General features: G+C 60.6%; 17 protein-coding genes. 3 read left to right on the forward strand and 14 right to left on the reverse strand.

Annotated elements, in window-relative coordinates; all coding sequences use genetic code 11:
* Positions 1–7: 7 nt before the first annotated feature.
* From C0V97_RS02615 to C0V97_RS02625, 3 genes are read left to right on the forward strand one after another with little or no spacing between them, the layout of a single operon-like run.
* On the forward strand, positions 8–3187 hold the full coding sequence (locus C0V97_RS02615) for an efflux RND transporter permease subunit (protein ID WP_127100428.1): 3180 nt from the start codon (positions 8–10) through the stop codon (positions 3185–3187).
* The gene (locus tag C0V97_RS02620) at positions 3184–6462 is read left to right on the forward strand and encodes an efflux RND transporter permease subunit (RefSeq protein ID WP_127100430.1); all 3279 of its coding nucleotides are present in this window, start codon (positions 3184–3186) and stop codon (positions 6460–6462) included. Before C0V97_RS02615 ends, C0V97_RS02620 begins: the two co-directional genes overlap by 4 nt.
* Positions 6459–7997, forward strand: coding sequence for an efflux transporter outer membrane subunit (locus tag C0V97_RS02625; protein WP_127100432.1), 1539 nt, complete (start codon positions 6459–6461; stop codon positions 7995–7997). Before C0V97_RS02620 ends, C0V97_RS02625 begins: the two co-directional genes overlap by 4 nt.
* Before the next feature lie 102 nt (positions 7998–8099).
* Here C0V97_RS02625 and C0V97_RS02630 read toward each other — a convergent pair whose 3' ends face one another.
* The 14 genes from C0V97_RS02630 to rplF all read right to left on the reverse strand — a co-directional run bounded on the left by C0V97_RS02630 (position 8100) and on the right by rplF (position 17457).
* Positions 8100–8273 carry a DUF1328 domain-containing protein gene (locus tag C0V97_RS02630; protein WP_023978976.1) on the reverse strand — a complete coding sequence of 58 codons (174 nt, stop codon included), beginning with the start codon at positions 8271–8273 and terminating at the stop codon, positions 8100–8102.
* 95 nt (positions 8274–8368) lie between these two features.
* Positions 8369–8773, reverse strand: coding sequence for an ASCH domain-containing protein (locus C0V97_RS02635; protein WP_127100434.1), 405 nt, complete (start codon positions 8771–8773; stop codon positions 8369–8371).
* Positions 8774–8856: 83 nt separating this feature from the next.
* The gene (locus C0V97_RS02640; protein WP_127100436.1) at positions 8857–10170 is read right to left on the reverse strand and encodes an MFS transporter; all 1314 of its coding nucleotides are present in this window, start codon (positions 10168–10170) and stop codon (positions 8857–8859) included.
* Positions 10171–10511: 341 nt separating this feature from the next.
* Positions 10512–10937: a 50S ribosomal protein L17 gene (gene rplQ / locus C0V97_RS02645; RefSeq protein WP_062164123.1), complete on the reverse strand. Its 426-nt coding sequence runs from the start codon at positions 10935–10937 to the stop codon at positions 10512–10514.
* A gap of 38 nt (positions 10938–10975) precedes the next feature.
* A complete protein-coding gene (locus tag C0V97_RS02650) occupies positions 10976–11995 on the reverse strand; it encodes a DNA-directed RNA polymerase subunit alpha (RefSeq protein WP_023978980.1) in 1020 nt (339 codons plus the stop codon).
* A 156-nt stretch (positions 11996–12151) separates the two neighbouring features.
* Positions 12152–12544 (reverse strand): 30S ribosomal protein S11, encoded by a 393-nt coding sequence (gene rpsK, locus C0V97_RS02655; RefSeq protein ID WP_025822066.1) that lies wholly within the window; start codon positions 12542–12544, stop codon positions 12152–12154.
* 93 nt (positions 12545–12637) lie between these two features.
* Positions 12638–13015 carry a 30S ribosomal protein S13 gene (gene rpsM, locus C0V97_RS02660; protein ID WP_023978982.1) on the reverse strand — a complete coding sequence of 126 codons (378 nt, stop codon included), beginning with the start codon at positions 13013–13015 and terminating at the stop codon, positions 12638–12640.
* 212 nt (positions 13016–13227) lie between these two features.
* Positions 13228–13815, reverse strand: coding sequence for an adenylate kinase (locus tag C0V97_RS02665; RefSeq protein ID WP_127100438.1), 588 nt, complete (start codon positions 13813–13815; stop codon positions 13228–13230).
* A complete protein-coding gene (gene secY, locus C0V97_RS02670) occupies positions 13812–15191 on the reverse strand; it encodes a preprotein translocase subunit SecY (RefSeq protein WP_127100440.1) in 1380 nt (459 codons plus the stop codon). Before secY ends, C0V97_RS02665 begins: the two co-directional genes overlap by 4 nt.
* 107 nt (positions 15192–15298) lie before the next feature.
* Positions 15299–15784, reverse strand: a complete 486-nt coding sequence (gene rplO / locus C0V97_RS02675) for a 50S ribosomal protein L15 (RefSeq protein ID WP_127100442.1) — start codon at positions 15782–15784, stop codon at positions 15299–15301.
* 1 nt (position 15785) lies between these two features.
* Complete coding sequence (rpmD, locus tag C0V97_RS02680) at positions 15786–15971, reverse strand: 50S ribosomal protein L30 (RefSeq protein WP_023978986.1); 186 nt, start codon at positions 15969–15971, stop codon at positions 15786–15788.
* Entirely contained in the window at positions 15964–16545 is a 582-nt protein-coding gene (rpsE, locus tag C0V97_RS02685) for a 30S ribosomal protein S5 (RefSeq protein ID WP_127100446.1), read from the reverse strand. The genes rpmD and rpsE overlap by 8 nt, the downstream gene beginning before the upstream one ends.
* Positions 16546–16558: 13 nt before the next feature.
* Positions 16559–16921, reverse strand: a complete 363-nt coding sequence (gene rplR, locus C0V97_RS02690) for a 50S ribosomal protein L18 (protein ID WP_127100448.1) — start codon at positions 16919–16921, stop codon at positions 16559–16561.
* A complete protein-coding gene (rplF, locus tag C0V97_RS02695) occupies positions 16921–17457 on the reverse strand; it encodes a 50S ribosomal protein L6 (protein ID WP_023978989.1) in 537 nt (178 codons plus the stop codon). The genes rplR and rplF overlap by 1 nt, the downstream gene beginning before the upstream one ends.
* Positions 17458–17459 lie beyond the last annotated feature (2 nt).

Raw genomic sequence — 17459 nt, forward strand, 5'->3', positions numbered from 1 at the left:
CCCGCCCATGAATCCTTCTCGTCTCTTCATCGACCGCCCGGTCGCCACATCGCTCCTGATGCTGGCGATCATGCTGACCGGTCTGCTCGGCTATCACTTTCTGCCGATCTCGGCCCTGCCCCAGGTGGAATACCCGACCATCACGGTCTCGACCTTCTATCCGGGCGCAGGACCGGATGTGATGGCGACCTCGGTCACAGCGCCGCTCGAAACCCAGCTGGGCCAGATGCCAGGCCTCGACCAGATGACCTCGCAGTCATCGGGTGGGGCTTCGGTCATCACGCTGCGCTTCGGGCTCGACATGTCGATGGATATTGCCGAGCAGGAAGTCCAGGCCGCCATCAACCAGTCCAACTCACTCCTGCCGACCGACCTTCCGGCACCGCCGATCTACGCCAAGGTCAACCCTGCCGATACCCCCGTGCTCACTCTGGGCATCACCTCGCGCACCCTGCCCCTGACCGAGGTCCAGGATTTCGTGAATACGCGCCTTCAGCAGCGCGTCAGCCAGATTTCCGGCGTAGGTCTCGTTACGCTTTCGGGGGGGAATCGCAAGGCCATACGCGTCCGGATCAACATTCCAAAGCTGACTTCCTACGGTATTGCCATCGACACGGTGCGCACCACCATCGGCACCGTCAACATCAACTCCCCTACGGGCACGTTTGACGGGCCGCATCGCTCGACCACACTGCGTATCGACGGTCAGATCTCCTCAGTCGACCAGTTGATGAACCAGATCATCGCTTATCAGAACAACGGGCCGATCCGCCTGCGCGATGTCGGCACCGTGGTTCAGGGCCCGGAGAACGATCAGCTTGCTGCCTGGTCGGACAAGACACCGGCGCTGATCCTGAACGTGCAGCGCCAACCGGGCGCCAATGTGATTTCGGTGGTCGATAACGTGCTGGCCGTATTGCCCCAGTTGCGCAAGACCCTGCCACCCGGCATCGAGATCACCCCCCTCACAGACCGCACCACCACCATTCGCGCCTCGGTGGCGGATGTGGAATTCGAGCTGGGCATGGCCATGCTGCTCGTGGTGGCCGTGATCTTTGTCTTCCTGTTCAATGTGCCTGCCACCATAATTCCGAGCCTGAGCGTGCCGCTCTCGCTGATCGGCACGCTGGCGGTGATGTATCTGCTCGATTTCTCGCTCGATAATCTCTCGCTCATGGCCCTGACCATCGCGACGGGCTTCGTGGTCGATGACGCCATCGTGGTGATCGAGAATATCGCGCGCTACATCGAGATGGGCGAGGACCGCTACACCGCCGCCGTCAAGGGCTCGCAGGAGATCGGCTTCACCATCATCTCACTGACGGTGTCGCTCATCGCCGTGCTGATCCCTCTGCTGTTCATGAGCGATGTGGTCGGGCGCCTGTTCCACGAATTTGCGATGACGCTGGCCATCACCATCGTGATTTCGGCCATCGTCTCGATCACCCTCGTCCCCATGATGTGCGCCCGCCTGCTGAGCGAGCGCAGCCATGACGAACATGCCAGCACGCGCTTCCAGCGCGTCGCGGCCCGCGTTGGCAATGCCATCGAGCGGATGATTGCCACCTATGCGCGCTGGCTCGATTTCGTCCTGCGCCACCAGACGGCAACCCTGCTCGTGGCACTGGGGACCTTCGTGCTGACCGTGTTCCTCGCCGTGATTATCCCCAAGGGGTTCTTTCCCCGTCAGGATACCGGCGTGGTGCAGGGTATCACCGAAATGGCGCAGGCCATCTCTTTCGACAGCATGAAGAAGCATCAGGAAGCGGTCATCGCCGCCGTGCTCGACGATCCGGATGTGGCCAGTGTGTCGAGCTTCGTTGGTATCGACGGGCAGAACATGACGCTCAATGTCGGGCGCATGCTGATCAACCTCAAACCCCTCGAACAGCGTACGAGCGGACTCTCCGCCATTCTCAGGCGCCTGGCCGATCGAGGCAGCGCGACACCTGGTGCGCGACTGTTCCTTCAGCCCGTACAGGATCTGTCGCTCGATTCCACGGTTTCGGCCACGCAGTATCAGTTCCTGCTCGAAAATCCGGATTACGACACCTTCAAGACCTGGGTGCCGAAGCTGCTCACCGCCTTGCAGCAGGAGCCCGCCCTGGCCGATGTCACCTCCGACCTTCAGGCGGAGGGGCTTGTCGCCCATGTCGATCTCGATCGCACCAATGGGGCGCGCTACTCGATCACGCCGCAGACCATCGATAACCTGCTCTATGACAGCTATGGTCAGCGCCAGATCTCGACCATCTACACGCAGTCCAACCAGTATCGCGTGATCCTCGAGACAGAGCCGCGCTTCCAGCATGATCTGGCGAGCCTCGGTCAGCTTTACCTGCCGGGCATATCCAGCGAGGCTGGTCAGAGCTCGTCCGGCCCGACCCGCCTGCCCACATCGGGTCTCGTGCCCCTGCATCAGGTGACGACCATCACCAAGGGACTCGCCCCGCTGCTGATCACGCATTTCGGGCAGTTCCCGGCCACAACCGTGTCATTCAACGTGGCCGAAGGCTATTCGCTGGGTGCTGCGACGAACGCCATCGATCATGCCGCCTCGACCATTGGCCTGCCCCCTGCTTTCCAGACCGCGTTCCAGGGAACGGCCGCAGCGTTCCGATCCTCGCTGAGCAATGAACTCTACCTGGTGATCGCGGCGCTTGTGGCGGTCTATATCGTGTTGGGCGTGCTCTATGAGAGCTTCATCCACCCCATCACGATTCTATCGACCCTGCCCTCCGCGGCCATCGGGGCGCTGCTTGCGCTCTCGCTCTGCGGCATGGATCTGGATGTGATGGGGATCATCGGCATCGTACTGCTGATCGGTATCGTCAAGAAAAACGCCATCATGATGATCGACTTCGCGCTCGAAGCCGAACGTCTGGATGGTCTGGCTCCGTTCGACGCCATCCGTCGCGCGGCGCTGCTGCGTTTTCGCCCGATCCTGATGACGACACTCGCCGCCTTCTTCGGCGCCCTCCCGCTCATGCTGGGCCACGGTGTCGGGTCGGAGCTGCGTCGTCCGCTCGGCGTGTCGATTGTGGGCGGGTTGCTGCTGTCGCAGCTTCTGACCCTGTTTACCACCCCGGTCATCTATCTGCTGATGGACCGCATCGCCGCCGCGACCCGTCGTCGCTTTGGACTGCGCTCCATGTCCGAACGTCTTGCCGAACAGGGTGGCGAGTGAACATCACGCGCCCCTTCATCCTGCGGCCGGTAGCCACCTCGCTCCTGACCGCAGCGATGCTGATCGCTGGACTTCTGGCCTATACCATGCTGCCCGTGGCCGATCTGCCCAATGTGGATATGCCCGTCATCATGGTACAGGCGCAGCAATCCGGCGGATCCCCGACCGAAATTGCGAGTACCATCGCAGCGCCCCTGGAGCGTCACCTCGGTGCCATAGCGGGTCTGTCGGAAATGACCTCGCAATCCATGGTCAATCAGGCGCGGATCATCCTGCAATTCGATCTGTCGCGTGACATCAATGGTGCCGCGCGCGATGTCGAGGCCGCCCTGCAAGCCGCCCGTGCCGATCTGCCCACCACTCTGCGCACCAATCCAAGCTATCAGAAGGCCAACCCGAACGGCGCACCCATTCTGGTCATGGCGCTTACCTCTCCCACCAAGACGCCGGCCATGCTCTATGATCAGGCCACCAACGTGCTGCAACAGCAGCTCAGCCAGGTGCAGGGCGTAGGTGAGGTCGAGGTGGGCGGCGGCGCCCTGCCCGCCGTGCGTGTCGAGGTCAATCCCCTCCTGCTCTACAAATTCGGCATTAGTTTCGAGGATGTGCGCGCTGCACTCGCCTCTGCCAACGCCCATACGCCCAAGGGTTTTATCGATCAGGGTAGCTATCGCTTCACGCTCGATACCAATGACCAGGCCGAAAAGGCACAGGCCTATCGCGATCTGATCATTGCCTATCGCAATACGCGTCCCGTACGCCTCTCGAGCGTTGCCGAGATCAATGACAGCGTCGAAAACCTGCGTACACTGGGCGTCTATAACGGGCAGCGCGCCGTGGTAGGGCTGGTTTTCGCCCAGGCCGGGGCGAACGTGGTCAAGACGACCGACGAGATCAAGGCACGGCTTCCGCTCATACGCGCAGCGCTGCCCCCCGATATCGACCTGCATATCGCCGTCGACCGCTCCAAGACCATTCGCGCCGCCCTGGACGATACCAAGCTTACCCTCATCCTCGCCGTGGTGCTGGTCGTGCTGGTGGTGCTCGTCTTCCTGCAATCGGCCCCGGCCATTCTGGTTCCAGCGATCGTGGTGCCAACCTCGATTATCGCGACCTTCGCCGCCATGAAGCTGCTGGGCTATCAGCTCGACAACATGTCGCTCATGGCGCTCACCATTTCGACCGGCTTCGTGGTGGATGATGCCATTGTGGTGCTGGAAAATATCACCCGCTATCTCGAGCAGGGACTCTCCCCGCTCAAGGCGGCCCTCATCGGTTCGGGCGAGGTCGCGTTTACCGTGGTGTCCATCACCCTGTCCCTGATCGCCGTCTTCGTGCCGATCATTCTCCTGGGCGGGATCGCCGGGCGTCTGTTTCACGAATTTGCCATGACCATCTCGATCACGCTGGTGATCTCGATGATCCTGTCACTCTCCCTCACCCCCATGATCTGCGCCATGCTTCTGCGCCCTGCGAAAGAGGCCCATAAGCGTGCGCGTATTGCGGTGGTGATCGATCGCGAGATCACGCGTATCACGGATGGCTATGTTGCATCGCTCGACTGGTCTCTGCGCCACCGCTGGCTGATGCTGCTCAGCCTGCCACTGACACTCTTCATCGCAGGTGCCCTTTTCGTGAAAATGCCGAAAGGCTTCTTTCCGGACGAGGACACCGGCATGATGATGGGCCATATCATCGGCGATCAATCGGCTTCGTTCAGCCAGATGAGCGTCAAGACCTACGAGGTGGCCAAGACCGTCTCGAAAGACCGCGACGTCGCAGCGATCGTCGGCTTCCTGGGCGGCCGTCAGGCCAATCAGGCCAATCTGTTTGCCTCGCTCAAGGATAAATCCGAGCGCGACGATACGGTCACCCAGACCATTGAACGCCTCGGACGCAAATTCCGGAAAATGGTCGGGGCCGAGATCTTCTTCATGGCCCCCGGTGCCGTGCGCGCCGGCGCGCGTGGGGGGAATGCCTCCTACCAATACGCGTTGCAGGGCCCGGATGCGGACGAGCTTTTCGCCCTCACCCCGAAGGTGGTCGAGGCTTTCCAGAAGATCCCGGGGTTGATGGATGTCTCCTCCGATCTGAGCGAAGGCGGCTCGGCGCTGGATGTGAAGATCAATCGCGATCTCTCCTCACGGTTTCAGATTACCCCTCAGCTCGTTTCGAACATCCTGTTCGACGCCTATGGCCAGCGCGCGGCTTCTGTCATCTACAAACCCATCAACCAGTACCGGGTAATCATGGAGGCGGCGCCACGCTTCTGGAAAGACCCCAACACGCTGCAGCAGGTCTGGATCAGTACGGCAGGCGGAACGGCCTCAGGCAGTGTCGCGTCCAACCGTATCCGCGTCGTCACGACCAGCTCTGCCTCCACGAGCGTCTCGACGGCAGATTCGAATTATCAGAACCAGATGGCGAACAGCCTTGCAGGGGGCAGCAACACCTCTTCAGGATCGGCAGTGGCGACCAGCGCTGAAACGATGGTGCCTCTCAGCCTGACGTCTCACATCGTGCCAGGCACGACGGCGCTGAGCGTGAACCATCAGGGCCAGTCCGTCGCCACCACCGTCTCGTTCAATCTCAAGCCGGGCGTCTCTCTCGGTGACGCCGTGACCGCCATCAACGCAGCGCTGATCAAGCTGCATGTTCCTTCTGACATCCAGGGCGGATTTGCGGGCAATGCGGCGCTGTTCCAGAAATCGGTCAATGACGAGCCCCTGCTGATCCTCGCCGCTCTGGCTGCGGTCTATATCGTGCTCGGTGTCCTCTATGAGAGCCTCGTTCATCCGCTGACCATTTTGTCTACCCTCCCATCGGCGGGTGTCGGGGCCATTCTGGCGCTGCAGATCTTTGGGGAGGAGTTCTCCCTGATCGCGATGATCGGGGTGATCCTGCTGATCGGCATCGTCAAGAAGAACGCCATCATGCTGATCGATTTTGCCATGCAGGCCCAGCGCGAGGGGGCCACCCCTGAAGACGCCATCCGACAGGCCAGCGCTCTGCGCTTTCGCCCGATCATCATGACCTCGCTAGCGGCGGCGCTGGGCGCGGTTCCGCTCATCATCGCCAATGGCTATGGTGCGGAATTGCGTCGCCCGCTCGGCATCTCCATTCTCGGTGGTCTGGTGGTAAGCCAGGCCCTTACCCTTTACAGCACGCCCGCCGTGTTCCTGACGCTCGATGCGATGGGGCGCAGGATCTCACGGCTTTTCCAATCCGCCTTCATGCTTTTCCGCCGACCCCATCAGGATCAGACCCAAGGATGACTTCCTCTCCGTCCCGCTCAGCCCGACGTATGTCCCTCCTTGCCGCGTGTTGCATGCCCCTGCTTTCGGGCTGCTTCATGGTGGGTCCCGATTATCATCGCCCCCATGCGGTCATCTCGGCCCGCTTCAAGGAAGCCCCCACACCGCCTGCCGGATGGGGGGTGGCCAAGCCGCAGCTTGCCGAAGCCCCCAAAGGCGCCTGGTGGGAGGTGTATCATGACCCTCAGCTCAACTGGCTTGAGTCGCAGGTCGCGATATCGAACCAGAACGTGAAGCAATATGAGGCCCAGTATCGCAAGGCCGAGGCAACGATCGATTCGATACGCGCGCAGCTTTTCCCGACACTGTCTGGGTCATTCAGCTTCAGCCGCAATGCCCAGGGCAGCGGGTCGCGCAGCGCGAGTTCGGGGTCGGTGGTCAATTACTCCAGCACCACCACGGTGAATACGTGGAATACCGGCCCCTCGGCTTCCTGGACGCTCGATGTATGGGGACGCATTCGCCGTCAGATCCAGCAACAGGTGACGGCAACACAGGCCAGCGCGGCCGATCTGGCCAATGCGCAGCTTTCCTACCAATCCCAGCTCGCAAATGCCTATTTCAACCTGCGCTATCAGGACAGCCTCAAGAAGCTTTATCTGGATAATGTAGGCTATTTCCGCCAGGCCCTGACCATCGTGCAGAATCAGGTTGATGCTGGCGTGACCGATCCGAGCGCCTTGTGGCAGGCGCGGTATCAGTTGCAGCAGACCGAGGCTCAGGCAACCCAGGCCGGTATTACCCGGGCGCAATACGAGCACGCCATTGCCGTTCTGGTCGGGCGCGCGCCAGCAGATCTGACCATTCCGGTTGGCGCCCTGCCGCTCACCCTACCTTCGACGCCGAATGCCATCCCTTCCGTCCTGCTTCAACGCCGCCCCGATATCGCAGCGGCCGAGCGGAACATGGAAGGATACAATGCCGAGATCGGATACTATATCGCGGCATTCTATCCCGAGATCTCCGTCAGTGCGACCTATGCCTATAGCGGCAACCCGCTGCAGACGCTGATCCAGGCTGCGACCCGTTTCTGGTCACTGGGAGCCTCCTCCACCGAGACGCTGTTCAATGGTGGCGCCCGTACCGCAGCCGTGCGTGAGGCCCGCGCCGATTACGATGCCTCGGTCGCAACCTACCGCCAGACCGTGTTGACGGCCCTCCAGGGTGTTGAGGATAACCTGTCGAATCTGCGCATTCTGCAGCAGCAGCAGGCTGAGCAGGATGTCGCTGTAAAATCGGCTCAGGAAGCGGTACGCGTCTCTCTCAACGAATATATGGCCGGAACACAGACTTACACCACTGTGCTGACCAGTCAGCAGAATGCCCTGAGCTATGAGGTACAGGCTCTCGGCATCCATCAGAGTCAGGCCATTGCCCATGTAGATCTGATCGTGGCGATGGGCGGTGGCTGGGATGCTGCGCAACTGCCGAGCAAGGCCTCGCTCCAGACAAATAACCCGCTTCTGCCGGAATTCATTTCGAAGACAAAGCAATAGGCGTAACCTGCCTTCCCCCGGCGGAGGCAAGGAAGGACACAGCAAAAAGGGGGAGAGCCGCGAGGCCCTCCCCCTTTTTCATGGTGTGCCCAGAGATCAGACTCAGGTCACGGCTTTGCCGACGAAGACGGCAATGACGAGGAAAAGCACGAAAAGGGCGATGAAGAGGAAGAAGAGGATTTTCGCGATGCCTGCCGACGCCGCGGAGATACCGGTGAATCCGAAAAGTCCTGCAATCAGGGAGATGATCAGGAAGAATATGGCGAGCTTGAGCATGGCGAACCCCTCTTTGTTCTGTCCGGGGTCAACGCGATCTCGCAATGAAAGTTCGTCCTGTATCAACCCTCCAGTTCAAGCATGTCTCACAGGGTTTAGGGGAACACAAACACGACCACGAATTCCTCGCACCAGAGCTCCATCGTCTCGCTGAACTGGTTAAGACGACGGAAATAGCGCTCATGCTCGCGACGCCAGTGAGCCAGGCTTCTATCCCCCTCCCCCTCCTTCGCCGCGAAATCCTCGTCCACATCGCTGTAGCGCTTTTTTACGAGAGAGCGCGTGCGGGTGATCGCTCTGGGTAGGTTTCGTCCGTCACAGACGACACTGAGCTTTCCGATGACGGTTTGCTGCCCATCACTCGCTGCCCAGCACGTGCCGGTCTTGATGCCACGCAGAACAAGGTCGAGAAGCTCGTCGGCCAAAGCCGGGCTATCGCCGAAAGAGAAGCGCTCGAGGCCCTCCCAGTCCGTCGGGGGTGCGGAGAGATAATCAGTCATGAAGCCACAGAAAAAGGCGCCGTCGACAAATGTCAACGACGCCTTGAACGAGCGAGAGCCACTTAATCTTAGGCAGGGTTTGTTCAGTGTCCCACTGCTGTGACGCTCTCACCTCGGGCAAGAGCCTCCTGCGTGTAGCGACGGGCCTCGTCAGAGATACGCAGCGTGACCGTCATGCCAGCCGCCGCGAGATAGATCAGGGCAAAGGCCCAGATGATCCCTTCCATACCGAAGCCGAACACGCTCTCGCAGATACCGGCGACGGCAGGACCGACCCAGGTACTAGCGCCTGCGCCAAGACCGAGGATGGACAATGCCGCAGCCTTCTCCTTGGGGCAGATCTGGGGCATCAGACCCGAGAGCGGCACGAAAGCGGCGACGGTGGCACCGTAGAAGATACCCACAGCGGCGGCGGCGGCGAAATTCCCCGGATACCAGACCGGGATGTAGTAAAAGAGCGGGATCGAGACGAAGCCACCAATACCGCCGAAGACAGACACGATGAAACGATGCCCCAGCGCGTCAGCCAGCATGCCTGAGACCAGATTGAACAGGATATTGCTCAGAAAGATGAGCGACAGCAGGTTGAGCCACTGCCCCTGGGTGAAGCCAAGATGGTCGATGAAGAAAGCAGGCATGATCGCAAGGAAAGCATATTCCGAGGAGGTGTCGATCGTCCTCACGATACCTGCAATCAGCGTCTTGGGCTCGCGCCACATAATGCTGATGGAGCCGAAGAAGATGTCACGCGTGCTCACGTGATCGGGCAGCAGACGCTTCTTGCCAGTTGGTTCATGCGTGAACAGGAGGGCGACCAGACCGCCAAGGATGACAAGCCCCAGTGAACACCAGAAGGTGGCCAGCTCGCCGATGGCGGGAATCGCATAGCGCGCGAATTGCGAACCGAGGGTCGGAAGTCCGGCTGAAAAGGAGAACCAGAACCACCCGGCGGCGGAACCCAGCATGGTCGCGGGCGTGGCAGCTGCAATCCAGACAAGGAAACCATACGCAAAGAGCGGATAGGCGAAACCACGTAGCGTGTAGAACAGAAGGGTCATGGTGAAGTTGTTCGGCCCAAGCCCAAGAGCGAGAAGGCCGACTTCCAGCACGGCCCAGAGAATCAGGCCGATCCACATGACACGTTTGGGGCCATAGAGGTCCGACAACGGACCGGAGAACCAGGCTGAGATCATGACCGTGATGCCATAGGTCGTGAAGAGCAGATTCACATCGCCCTGCGTGTGCCCGTTATGGAGCATGAAGGTGTCGAGATATCCCGCCTCCACACCATCGCCGATCATGAACAGCAGCAGGCCGACGAAGCCGAAAAAGAGGGGGCGTGGAATACCGAGGATCTCTGCGATCCCGCGTCTCTGGGTTGTGCGTGCCTCAGACAAAGAAGCTCTCCTGTATCTACACGCAGCGCGAGCGTACCGGACCTCATTGCCCGGGCGGCATGGGATGCGTGGTGACTGGTCCTACGAGAGTGCTCGGACCGTATGAAAAACCAGAATGGGGGAACGCGTCAGGGCGCCCGGATATTCATTCCGGTTCCCGATCCTGTGAAGAAAGGATCGGTATCGGCGCAGCTCAGAAATCCCGCCTTGGGCGTTTGGATTGATGCTGCCGATTGGTTGGGTTGGTCATAAATGATTTGAAAGAAATTTGTAAGCCAAAAACAAAAAGGCCGGGCAGTTTCCTGCCCGGCCCTTCTGAAGCTTCTGCATTCCTGGCGGAATCAGGCAGCCATCGGCTCTTCACCCGACTGATTGAACACCGGGCCACTATCCTTGCCCTTGGCGTCAACGTCGCGGTCGACCATTTCAACAACGGCCATATCGGCGTTATCGCCATAGCGAACGCCAGCCTTCAGCACGCGGGTATAGCCACCCGAACGGCCCTGGTAGCGCTCTGCGATGGTCGAGAACAGCTTGGTGACGATGGTCTCGTCGCGCAGCTGTGCAAAAGCCTGACGACGTGCATGCAGCGTGCCACGCTTGCCGAGGGTGATCAGCTTCTCGACGATCGGGCGAATTTCCTTCGCCTTGGGCAGCGTCGTCGTGATCTGCTCGTGCTTGATGATAGCCACGGCCATGTTGCGGAACATGGCTGCGCGGTGGGTCGAGGTTACATTGAGCTTACGCCCAGCAACACCATGACGCATGATCGGGTTTCCTTACTCTACTTTCTACCGGATAGGGCTCAGAACGTCTCGTCGAGACGCTTCGCCAGATCCTCAATGTTCTCGGGAGGCCAGGCCGGAACATTCATTCCCAGCGACAGACCCATGGAAGTCAGGACTTCCTTGATTTCATTCAGCGACTTGCGGCCGAAATTTGGCGTACGCAGCATCTCCTGCTCCGACTTCTGAACGAGATCGCCGATATAGACGATGTTGTCGTTCTTCAGGCAGTTCGCGCTACGGACCGAAAGCTCAAGCTCGTCAACCTTGCGCAGCAGGTTGCGGTTGAACGGCAGATCATCGCGCGGCTCTTCCTGACGGACCGGGCGCGGCTCGTCGAAGTTGATGAAGAGCTGAAGCTGATCCTGCAGGATACGAGCAGCCAGTGCGAGGCTGTCTTCCGGCGTGACCGCGCCATTCGTCTCGACGGTGAGCAGAAGCTTGTCATAGTCGGTGACCTGACCCACGCGGGTCGGCTCAACCTTGTAAGACACCTTGCGCACCGGGGAGTAGATCGCATCAATGGGGATAAGCCCGATCGGTGCGTCTTCCGGACGGTTGGCTGCGGCCGGGACATAGCCCTTGCCCATGTTCACGGTGAATTCCATGCCCAGCTTCACGCCGTCATCGAGCGTGCAGATCACGAGGTCAGGGTTCATGATCTCAATGTCATGACCGGCCTGGATCTGGCCCGCACGCACTTCGCCGGGGCCCGTAGCCGTCAGCACCATGCGCTTGGGACCTTCGCCGTGCATACGCAGGGCAAGCTGCTTGATGTTCAGCACGATATCCGTCACGTCCTCGCGGACGCCCGGCACGGACGAGAACTCATGCAGCACGCCGTCGATCTGGATCGCGGTGACGGCAGCGCCCTGAAGCGAGGAGAGCAGCACGCGACGAATCGCGTTGCCGAGGGTCATGCCAAAACCACGCTCCAGCGGCTCGGCAATCACCGTGGCTGTCTGCGTGGGCACGGAGCCGGGCGCGACTTCCAGCTTTTCCGGCTTGATAAGGGACTGCCAGTTCTTCTGGAGGACCAATGTCGTGGCCTTTCAAACAACTTGTCCCGCTGGGGCCCAACGGAACATCAACCGCGCCGGAGCGCGGTCAGAACGTGCCGGCGGCCTCTCCCGGGGGACAGACCACCTACGGACGGGTGGTGACAGACAACCGGCCCCCAAAGGGGCCGGAGCCAATCAGACGCGACGGCGCTTGCGCGGACGGCAGCCGTTATGCGGCACCGGGGTCATGTCGCGGATCGACGTGATGGAGAACCCGACGGCCTGAAGGGCACGCAGAGCGCTCTCACGGCCCGAACCCGGACCCGAAACTTCGATTTCCAGCGTCTCCATGCCGTGGTCGCGGGCCTTGCGGCCTGCGTCTTCGGCGGCAACCTGCGCAGCATAGGGCGTCGACTTGCGCGAGCCCTTGAAGCCCTGTGCGCCAGCCGAAGACCAAGCAATCGAGTTGCCCTGGGCGTCGGAGATGGTGATCATGGTGTTGTTGAACGTCGAAAGAACGTGCGCGACACCGGAGATGATGTTCTTGCGCTCCTTCTTACGGATACGCGGAGCTGCGGCCTTGGCCATGATGAGGTCGTCCTGTCAAACTGAGCAGTGAGCGGAGGGCGAACCACTGACCCGGAGGTCGGAAGTCGCCACACTCCACCTAGGAAGCGCGAATTAGCGCGTCGCTTTCTTCTTACCGGCGATTGCCACGGCCTTGCCCTTGCGGGTGCGGGCGTTGGTGTGGGTACGCTGGCCGCGGACAGGCAGACCACGGCGATGACGCAAGCCGCGATAGCAACCAAGGTCCATCAGACGCTTGATGTTCATCGCGGTTTCGCGACGGAGGTCACCCTCGACGCGGTAGTCACCATCGATCAGTTCGCGGATCTTTACGATCTCGTCGTCGCTCAGCTCGTTCACGCGCTTCGCTTCAGGAACTTCGAGCTTGGAGCAGATTGCCTTCGCCGTCGACGGACCAATGCCGTAGATGTAGCTCAGGGCAATGACCACCCGCTTGTTCGTCGGAATATTTACGCCGGCAATACGCGCCACGCCACTCACTCCCTGCCTGACCGGAAGGCCAGGCTCTCTTTCTGCTTCGACCCAGATTTTGGGCCAGTTCAATCGAAACTGATCAGTCCGCTAAAGAATCGACCGCCTCGCGAGGCATCGATCACCGCGTCTGTCAGCACCTGTGTCGAGGGCGCGCAATATATCGAGCACCCCCCTTGAGTCAAATAAAACCGTTCACTTTTACGTGATGATCACGCTGATGCCGGAGCATCCAGCTTGAGCGCTGCGACGATCGCCCCATGAACGGCGTCCATGCTCTGCATTCCATCTATACGAATCAACCGCCCCGCATTCTCGTAATAAGGAAGGATGGGGGCCGTTTGATCGCGGTAAACCTGAATGCGGTGCCTGACGGTATCTGGCTCGTCATCGGCTCGTCGTGTCCCATCAGGAGCACGACGTTGTGCGAGACGGGACACGATCTGCTCGGCATCGACCTCAAGCAGCAGGACCGCGTCGATCTTCATCGCCCGTCCCGCCAGCATGGCGTCAAGAGCCTCAGCCTGGCTCTCCGTACGCGGGAAGCCATCGAGGATGAACCCGTGGGCGCAATCGGATTGCAGGGTCCTGCTCTTGATCAGATCGATCATCACCGGATCCGGCACGAATGAGCCGGACTCGACGATGGACTTCACGTTGAGGCCGAGCGGCGTACCCGCCGCCATCTCGGCGCGCAGCATGTCGCCGGTCGATATTTGCTTGAGACCATAGCCCTGCTCGAGACGCTGGGCTTGTGTCCCCTTGCCCGCACCCGGCGGGCCAAGAAGGATGATGTTCATCTGCGGCGCACTCCTCTGCCCAGGTCAGATTTGCCCGCATTGCGACCGCGCTGCTTGCGAATCAGACCCTGATAACGATGGGCGACCAGATGAGACTGGACCTGCGTCATGGTATCGATCGTCACGGAAACGATGATGATCAGGCTCGTCCCACCGAAATAGAAGGGCACGTTGTAACGGCTGATAAGGATCTGCGGAAGCAGACACACAGCCACAAGATAGAGAGCGCCGATCGTCGTTAGGCGCGAAAGGATGCGGTCAAAATAGCGCGCGGTGTTGGATCCGGGGCGGATACCGGGCACGAACCCTCCCTGCTTGCGCAGATTCTCAGCCGTCTCCTCCGGGTTAAACGTCACCGCGGCGTAAAAATACGAGAAGAAGAGAATCATCGCCGCGTAGAACAGCATATAGAGTGGCTGTCCCTGCCCCAGTTCCTGCCCGAGCGTGCTGAGCCAGCCCGGCATCCCCTTGCCGTTCATGAAGCCCGCAACCGTGACGGGGATCAGAAGTACCGACGAGGCGAAGATCGGCGGGATCACGCCTGCCGTATTCACCTTGAGCGGCATATGGGAAGAGTCGCCACCGAACATACGGCTGCCGACCTGACGCTTGGGATACTGGATCACGACCCTGCGCTGCGCCTGCTCCATGAACACGATGAATGCGATCGTCGCACCCGCGAGAACAAGAAAGAGCAGCACGAAGAACGGCGAGAGCGCACCGGTATAACCGAGCTGGAAAAGGCTTGCGAGAGCATGGGGAAGATTGGCCACAATACCCGCGAAAATGATGAGCGAGATACCATTGCCCACACCACGCGAAGTGATCTGTTCACCCAGCCACATCAGGAACATGGTACCGCCCACAAGCGTCACCACACAGGACATGATGAAGAAGGGGCCCGGAGCGACAACGGCCAGCGCTCCGGTCTTGCTCGTCATGTGCTCAAGTCCCACGGCGATACCATAGGCCTGGAACAAGGCGATAAGCACGGTCAGATAGCGCGTATAGGCGTTGAGCTTCTTGCGCCCCTGCTCGCCTTCCTTCTTCAGGGTCTCGAGCGAGGGCAGCGCCGTGGAAAGCAACTGCACGATGATCGAGGCGCTGATATAGGGCATGATGTTCAGGGCGAACACGGTCATACGCCCGAGCGCACCACCGGTGAACATGTCAAACATGCCGATGATGCCGCCCTGATTCTGATTCAGGAGCTGACCCATCACGGTCGCATCGACCCCAGGGACCGGAATATAGGTACCCAGGCGATAGATGATGAGCGCGCCCAGCGTGAACCAGATACGCTTTTTGAGTTCCGTCGCCTTGGCGAATGAACTCAGATTGAGATTGGCGGCAAGCTGCTCGGCTGCGGAGGCCATCCACCGGTCCTTTCAACAAAAACAGCGTCGCCGCAGGCGCGGGACGCTGTTCAGGATTACCGTCGTTCGTCGCGCACGAAAAGGTGCGCGATGAGCGTTTCGGGCGATCAGGCTTCTGCCGGAGCTTCAGCCTTGGCGGCAACCTTGACAGAGCCACCAGCCTTCTCGACAGCCGCAATCGCGGTTGCAGAGGCGCCGGAGACTTCAACGGTCACTGCACGGGTCAGCTCGCCCTTTGCAAGCAGGCGGATACCGGCATACTTGCCAGTGCCCACCAGACCAGCGGCGCGCAGAGCCTCTTCAGTGATCGTTGCGCCTGCCTGAAGCTTGCCATCAGCCAGTGCACGGTCGATCGCGCCCAGATTCACAGGAGCAAATTCCTTGCGGAAGATGTTCTTGAACCCGCGCTTCGGCATACGACGGTACAGCGGAAGCTGACCACCCTCGAAGCCGTTCAGCGAGACGCCTTCACGGGCCTTCTGACCCTTGACGCCGCGACCGGAGGTCTTGCCTTTGCCCGAGCCGATACCACGGCCCAGACGCTTCTTGCGGTAACGCGCACCGGCGTTATCGCGCAGTTCATTCAGGTTCATATCAACCCTCCACCTGGATAAGGTGGGCAACCTTGCGGATCATGCCGCGAACCGAAGGAGTATCCTCCAGTTCACGAACACTGCCGATGCCGCGCAGGCCCAGACCCACGAGGGTCTCAGCCTGGCCGGGCTTGCGCCCGATAGCCGAGGCGATCTGCTTGACGCGAACAGTCTTGTTCTCAGCCATTGGTCGCCTCCACTGCCTCGTCAGACGCTGCATCACGCTTCGCAAACAGCTCAGAGGCCTTCTTGCCACGGCGGCTCGCGACAGCGCGGGGGCTGCTGCAACGCTCGAGAGCGGCAAAGGTCGCCTTGACCATGTTATGCGGGTTACGGGTCCCGAGGGACTTCGCAACAACGTCATTAACGCCCAGCGATTCAAAGACGGCGCGCATCGGGCCGCCTGCGATGATGCCGGTACCGGCTTCAGCTGCACGAACCACAACCTTACCAGCACCGAAATGCCCGTAGGAGTCGTGATGCAGTGTGCGGCCTTCCTTCATCGGAACGCGGATCATCGTGCGCTTGGCGCGCTCGGTGGCCTTGCGGATCGCTTCCGGCACTTCACGGGCCTTGCCCGCTCCATACCCGACGCGACCCTTCTGGTCACCAACGACAACCAGGGCAGCAAAAGCGAAGCGACGTCCACCCTTGACCACCTTGGCCACGCGGTTGATCGTTACCAGCTTGTCGACCAGATCGTCGCCTTCGCGTTCCCGCTCGCGACCACCACGGCCGCCTTCTCTTGGCTCACGTGCCATGTGTGATCCTTCCTTAGAACGAAAGGCCGCCCTCGCGGGCAGCTTCGGCCAGCGCCTTGACGCGGCCATGATAGAGATACGCACCGCGATCGAACACGACCGCCGTCACGCCGGCGGCCAGAGCGCGCTCTGCAACCAGCTTGCCAACGACCGAAGCCGCATCGACATTCGCACCCGTCTTGCCCGCCTCGCGGAGGGTCTTCTCGAGGGTGGAAGCGCTGGCGAGGGTGACGCCCTGAGCGTCGTCGATCACCTGTGCGTAGATGTTCTTGCCAGAACGGAAGACCGACAGACGCGGCCGGCCACCGCTCTTGCGGCGAAGCTGGAAGCGAAGCCGCTGACGGCGCCGTTCCTGCAATCCATGCTGCGTAGCCATTATTTCTTCTTGCCTTCCTTACGACGGAGAACTTCGGTCTCGTAACGCACGCCCTTGCCCTTATAGGGTTCCGGCTTGCGGAAGTTACGGATATCGAGCGCAACCTGACCAACACGCTGCTTGTCGTTCCCTTCAACCGTGATGGCCGTGGGACGGGGCGTGGTGATCTTCACGTCGGCCGGGATCGGGTAGACGACGTCGTGGGAATAACCCAGATTCATCACCAGGTTCGAGCCCTGCACGCTGGCGCGGAAACCCGTACCGGTGATTTCGAGCGTCTTGCTGAAACCTTCGGACACGCCCTTGACCAGGTTGGCGACGATGGCACGGGTTGTACCCCACATCGTCCAGGTCTCGCGCGAACGGTTACCCACCGGAAGGATCGAAACCTTGCCGTCTTCCACCTTCGCCTGAACGAAGCGGGTCAGAGGCATGCTCAGCGAACCGCGCTTGCCCTTGGCGGTCAGGGACCCGTCAGCAATGGACACATCCACGCCAGCAGGAATGACAACCGGATACTTGCCTACTCGTGACATGT

This window comes from Asaia sp. W19 (assembly GCF_003994335.1).
Classification (GTDB): Bacteria; Pseudomonadota; Alphaproteobacteria; order Acetobacterales; family Acetobacteraceae; genus Asaia.

Excerpts from the sequence above, each read along its gene's own strand:
- C0V97_RS02615 (WP_127100428.1), top strand. The coding sequence starts at position 8 with ATGAATCCTTCTCGTCTCTTCATCGACCGCCCGGTCGCCACATCGCTC.
- C0V97_RS02625 (WP_127100432.1), top strand. The coding sequence starts at position 6,459 with ATGACTTCCTCTCCGTCCCGCTCAGCCCGACGTATGTCCCTCCTTGCC.
- C0V97_RS02630 (WP_023978976.1), bottom strand. The coding sequence starts at position 8,273 with ATGCTCAAGCTCGCCATATTCTTCCTGATCATCTCCCTGATTGCAGGA.
- C0V97_RS02635 (WP_127100434.1), bottom strand. The coding sequence starts at position 8,773 with ATGACTGATTATCTCTCCGCACCCCCGACGGACTGGGAGGGCCTCGAG.
- rplQ (WP_062164123.1), bottom strand. The coding sequence starts at position 10,937 with ATGCGTCATGGTGTTGCTGGGCGTAAGCTCAATGTAACCTCGACCCAC.
- rpsK (WP_025822066.1), bottom strand. The coding sequence starts at position 12,544 with ATGGCCAAGGCCGCAGCTCCGCGTATCCGTAAGAAGGAGCGCAAGAAC.
- C0V97_RS02665 (WP_127100438.1), bottom strand. The coding sequence starts at position 13,815 with ATGAACATCATCCTTCTTGGCCCGCCGGGTGCGGGCAAGGGGACACAA.
- secY (WP_127100440.1), bottom strand. The coding sequence starts at position 15,191 with ATGGCCTCCGCAGCCGAGCAGCTTGCCGCCAATCTCAATCTGAGTTCA.
- rplO (WP_127100442.1), bottom strand. The coding sequence starts at position 15,784 with ATGAACCTGAATGAACTGCGCGATAACGCCGGTGCGCGTTACCGCAAG.
- rpmD (WP_023978986.1), bottom strand. The coding sequence starts at position 15,971 with ATGGCTGAGAACAAGACTGTTCGCGTCAAGCAGATCGCCTCGGCTATC.
- rpsE (WP_127100446.1), bottom strand. The coding sequence starts at position 16,545 with ATGGCACGTGAGCCAAGAGAAGGCGGCCGTGGTGGTCGCGAGCGGGAA.
- rplR (WP_127100448.1), bottom strand. The coding sequence starts at position 16,921 with ATGGCTACGCAGCATGGATTGCAGGAACGGCGCCGTCAGCGGCTTCGC.
- rplF (WP_023978989.1), bottom strand. The coding sequence starts at position 17,457 with ATGTCACGAGTAGGCAAGTATCCGGTTGTCATTCCTGCTGGCGTGGAT.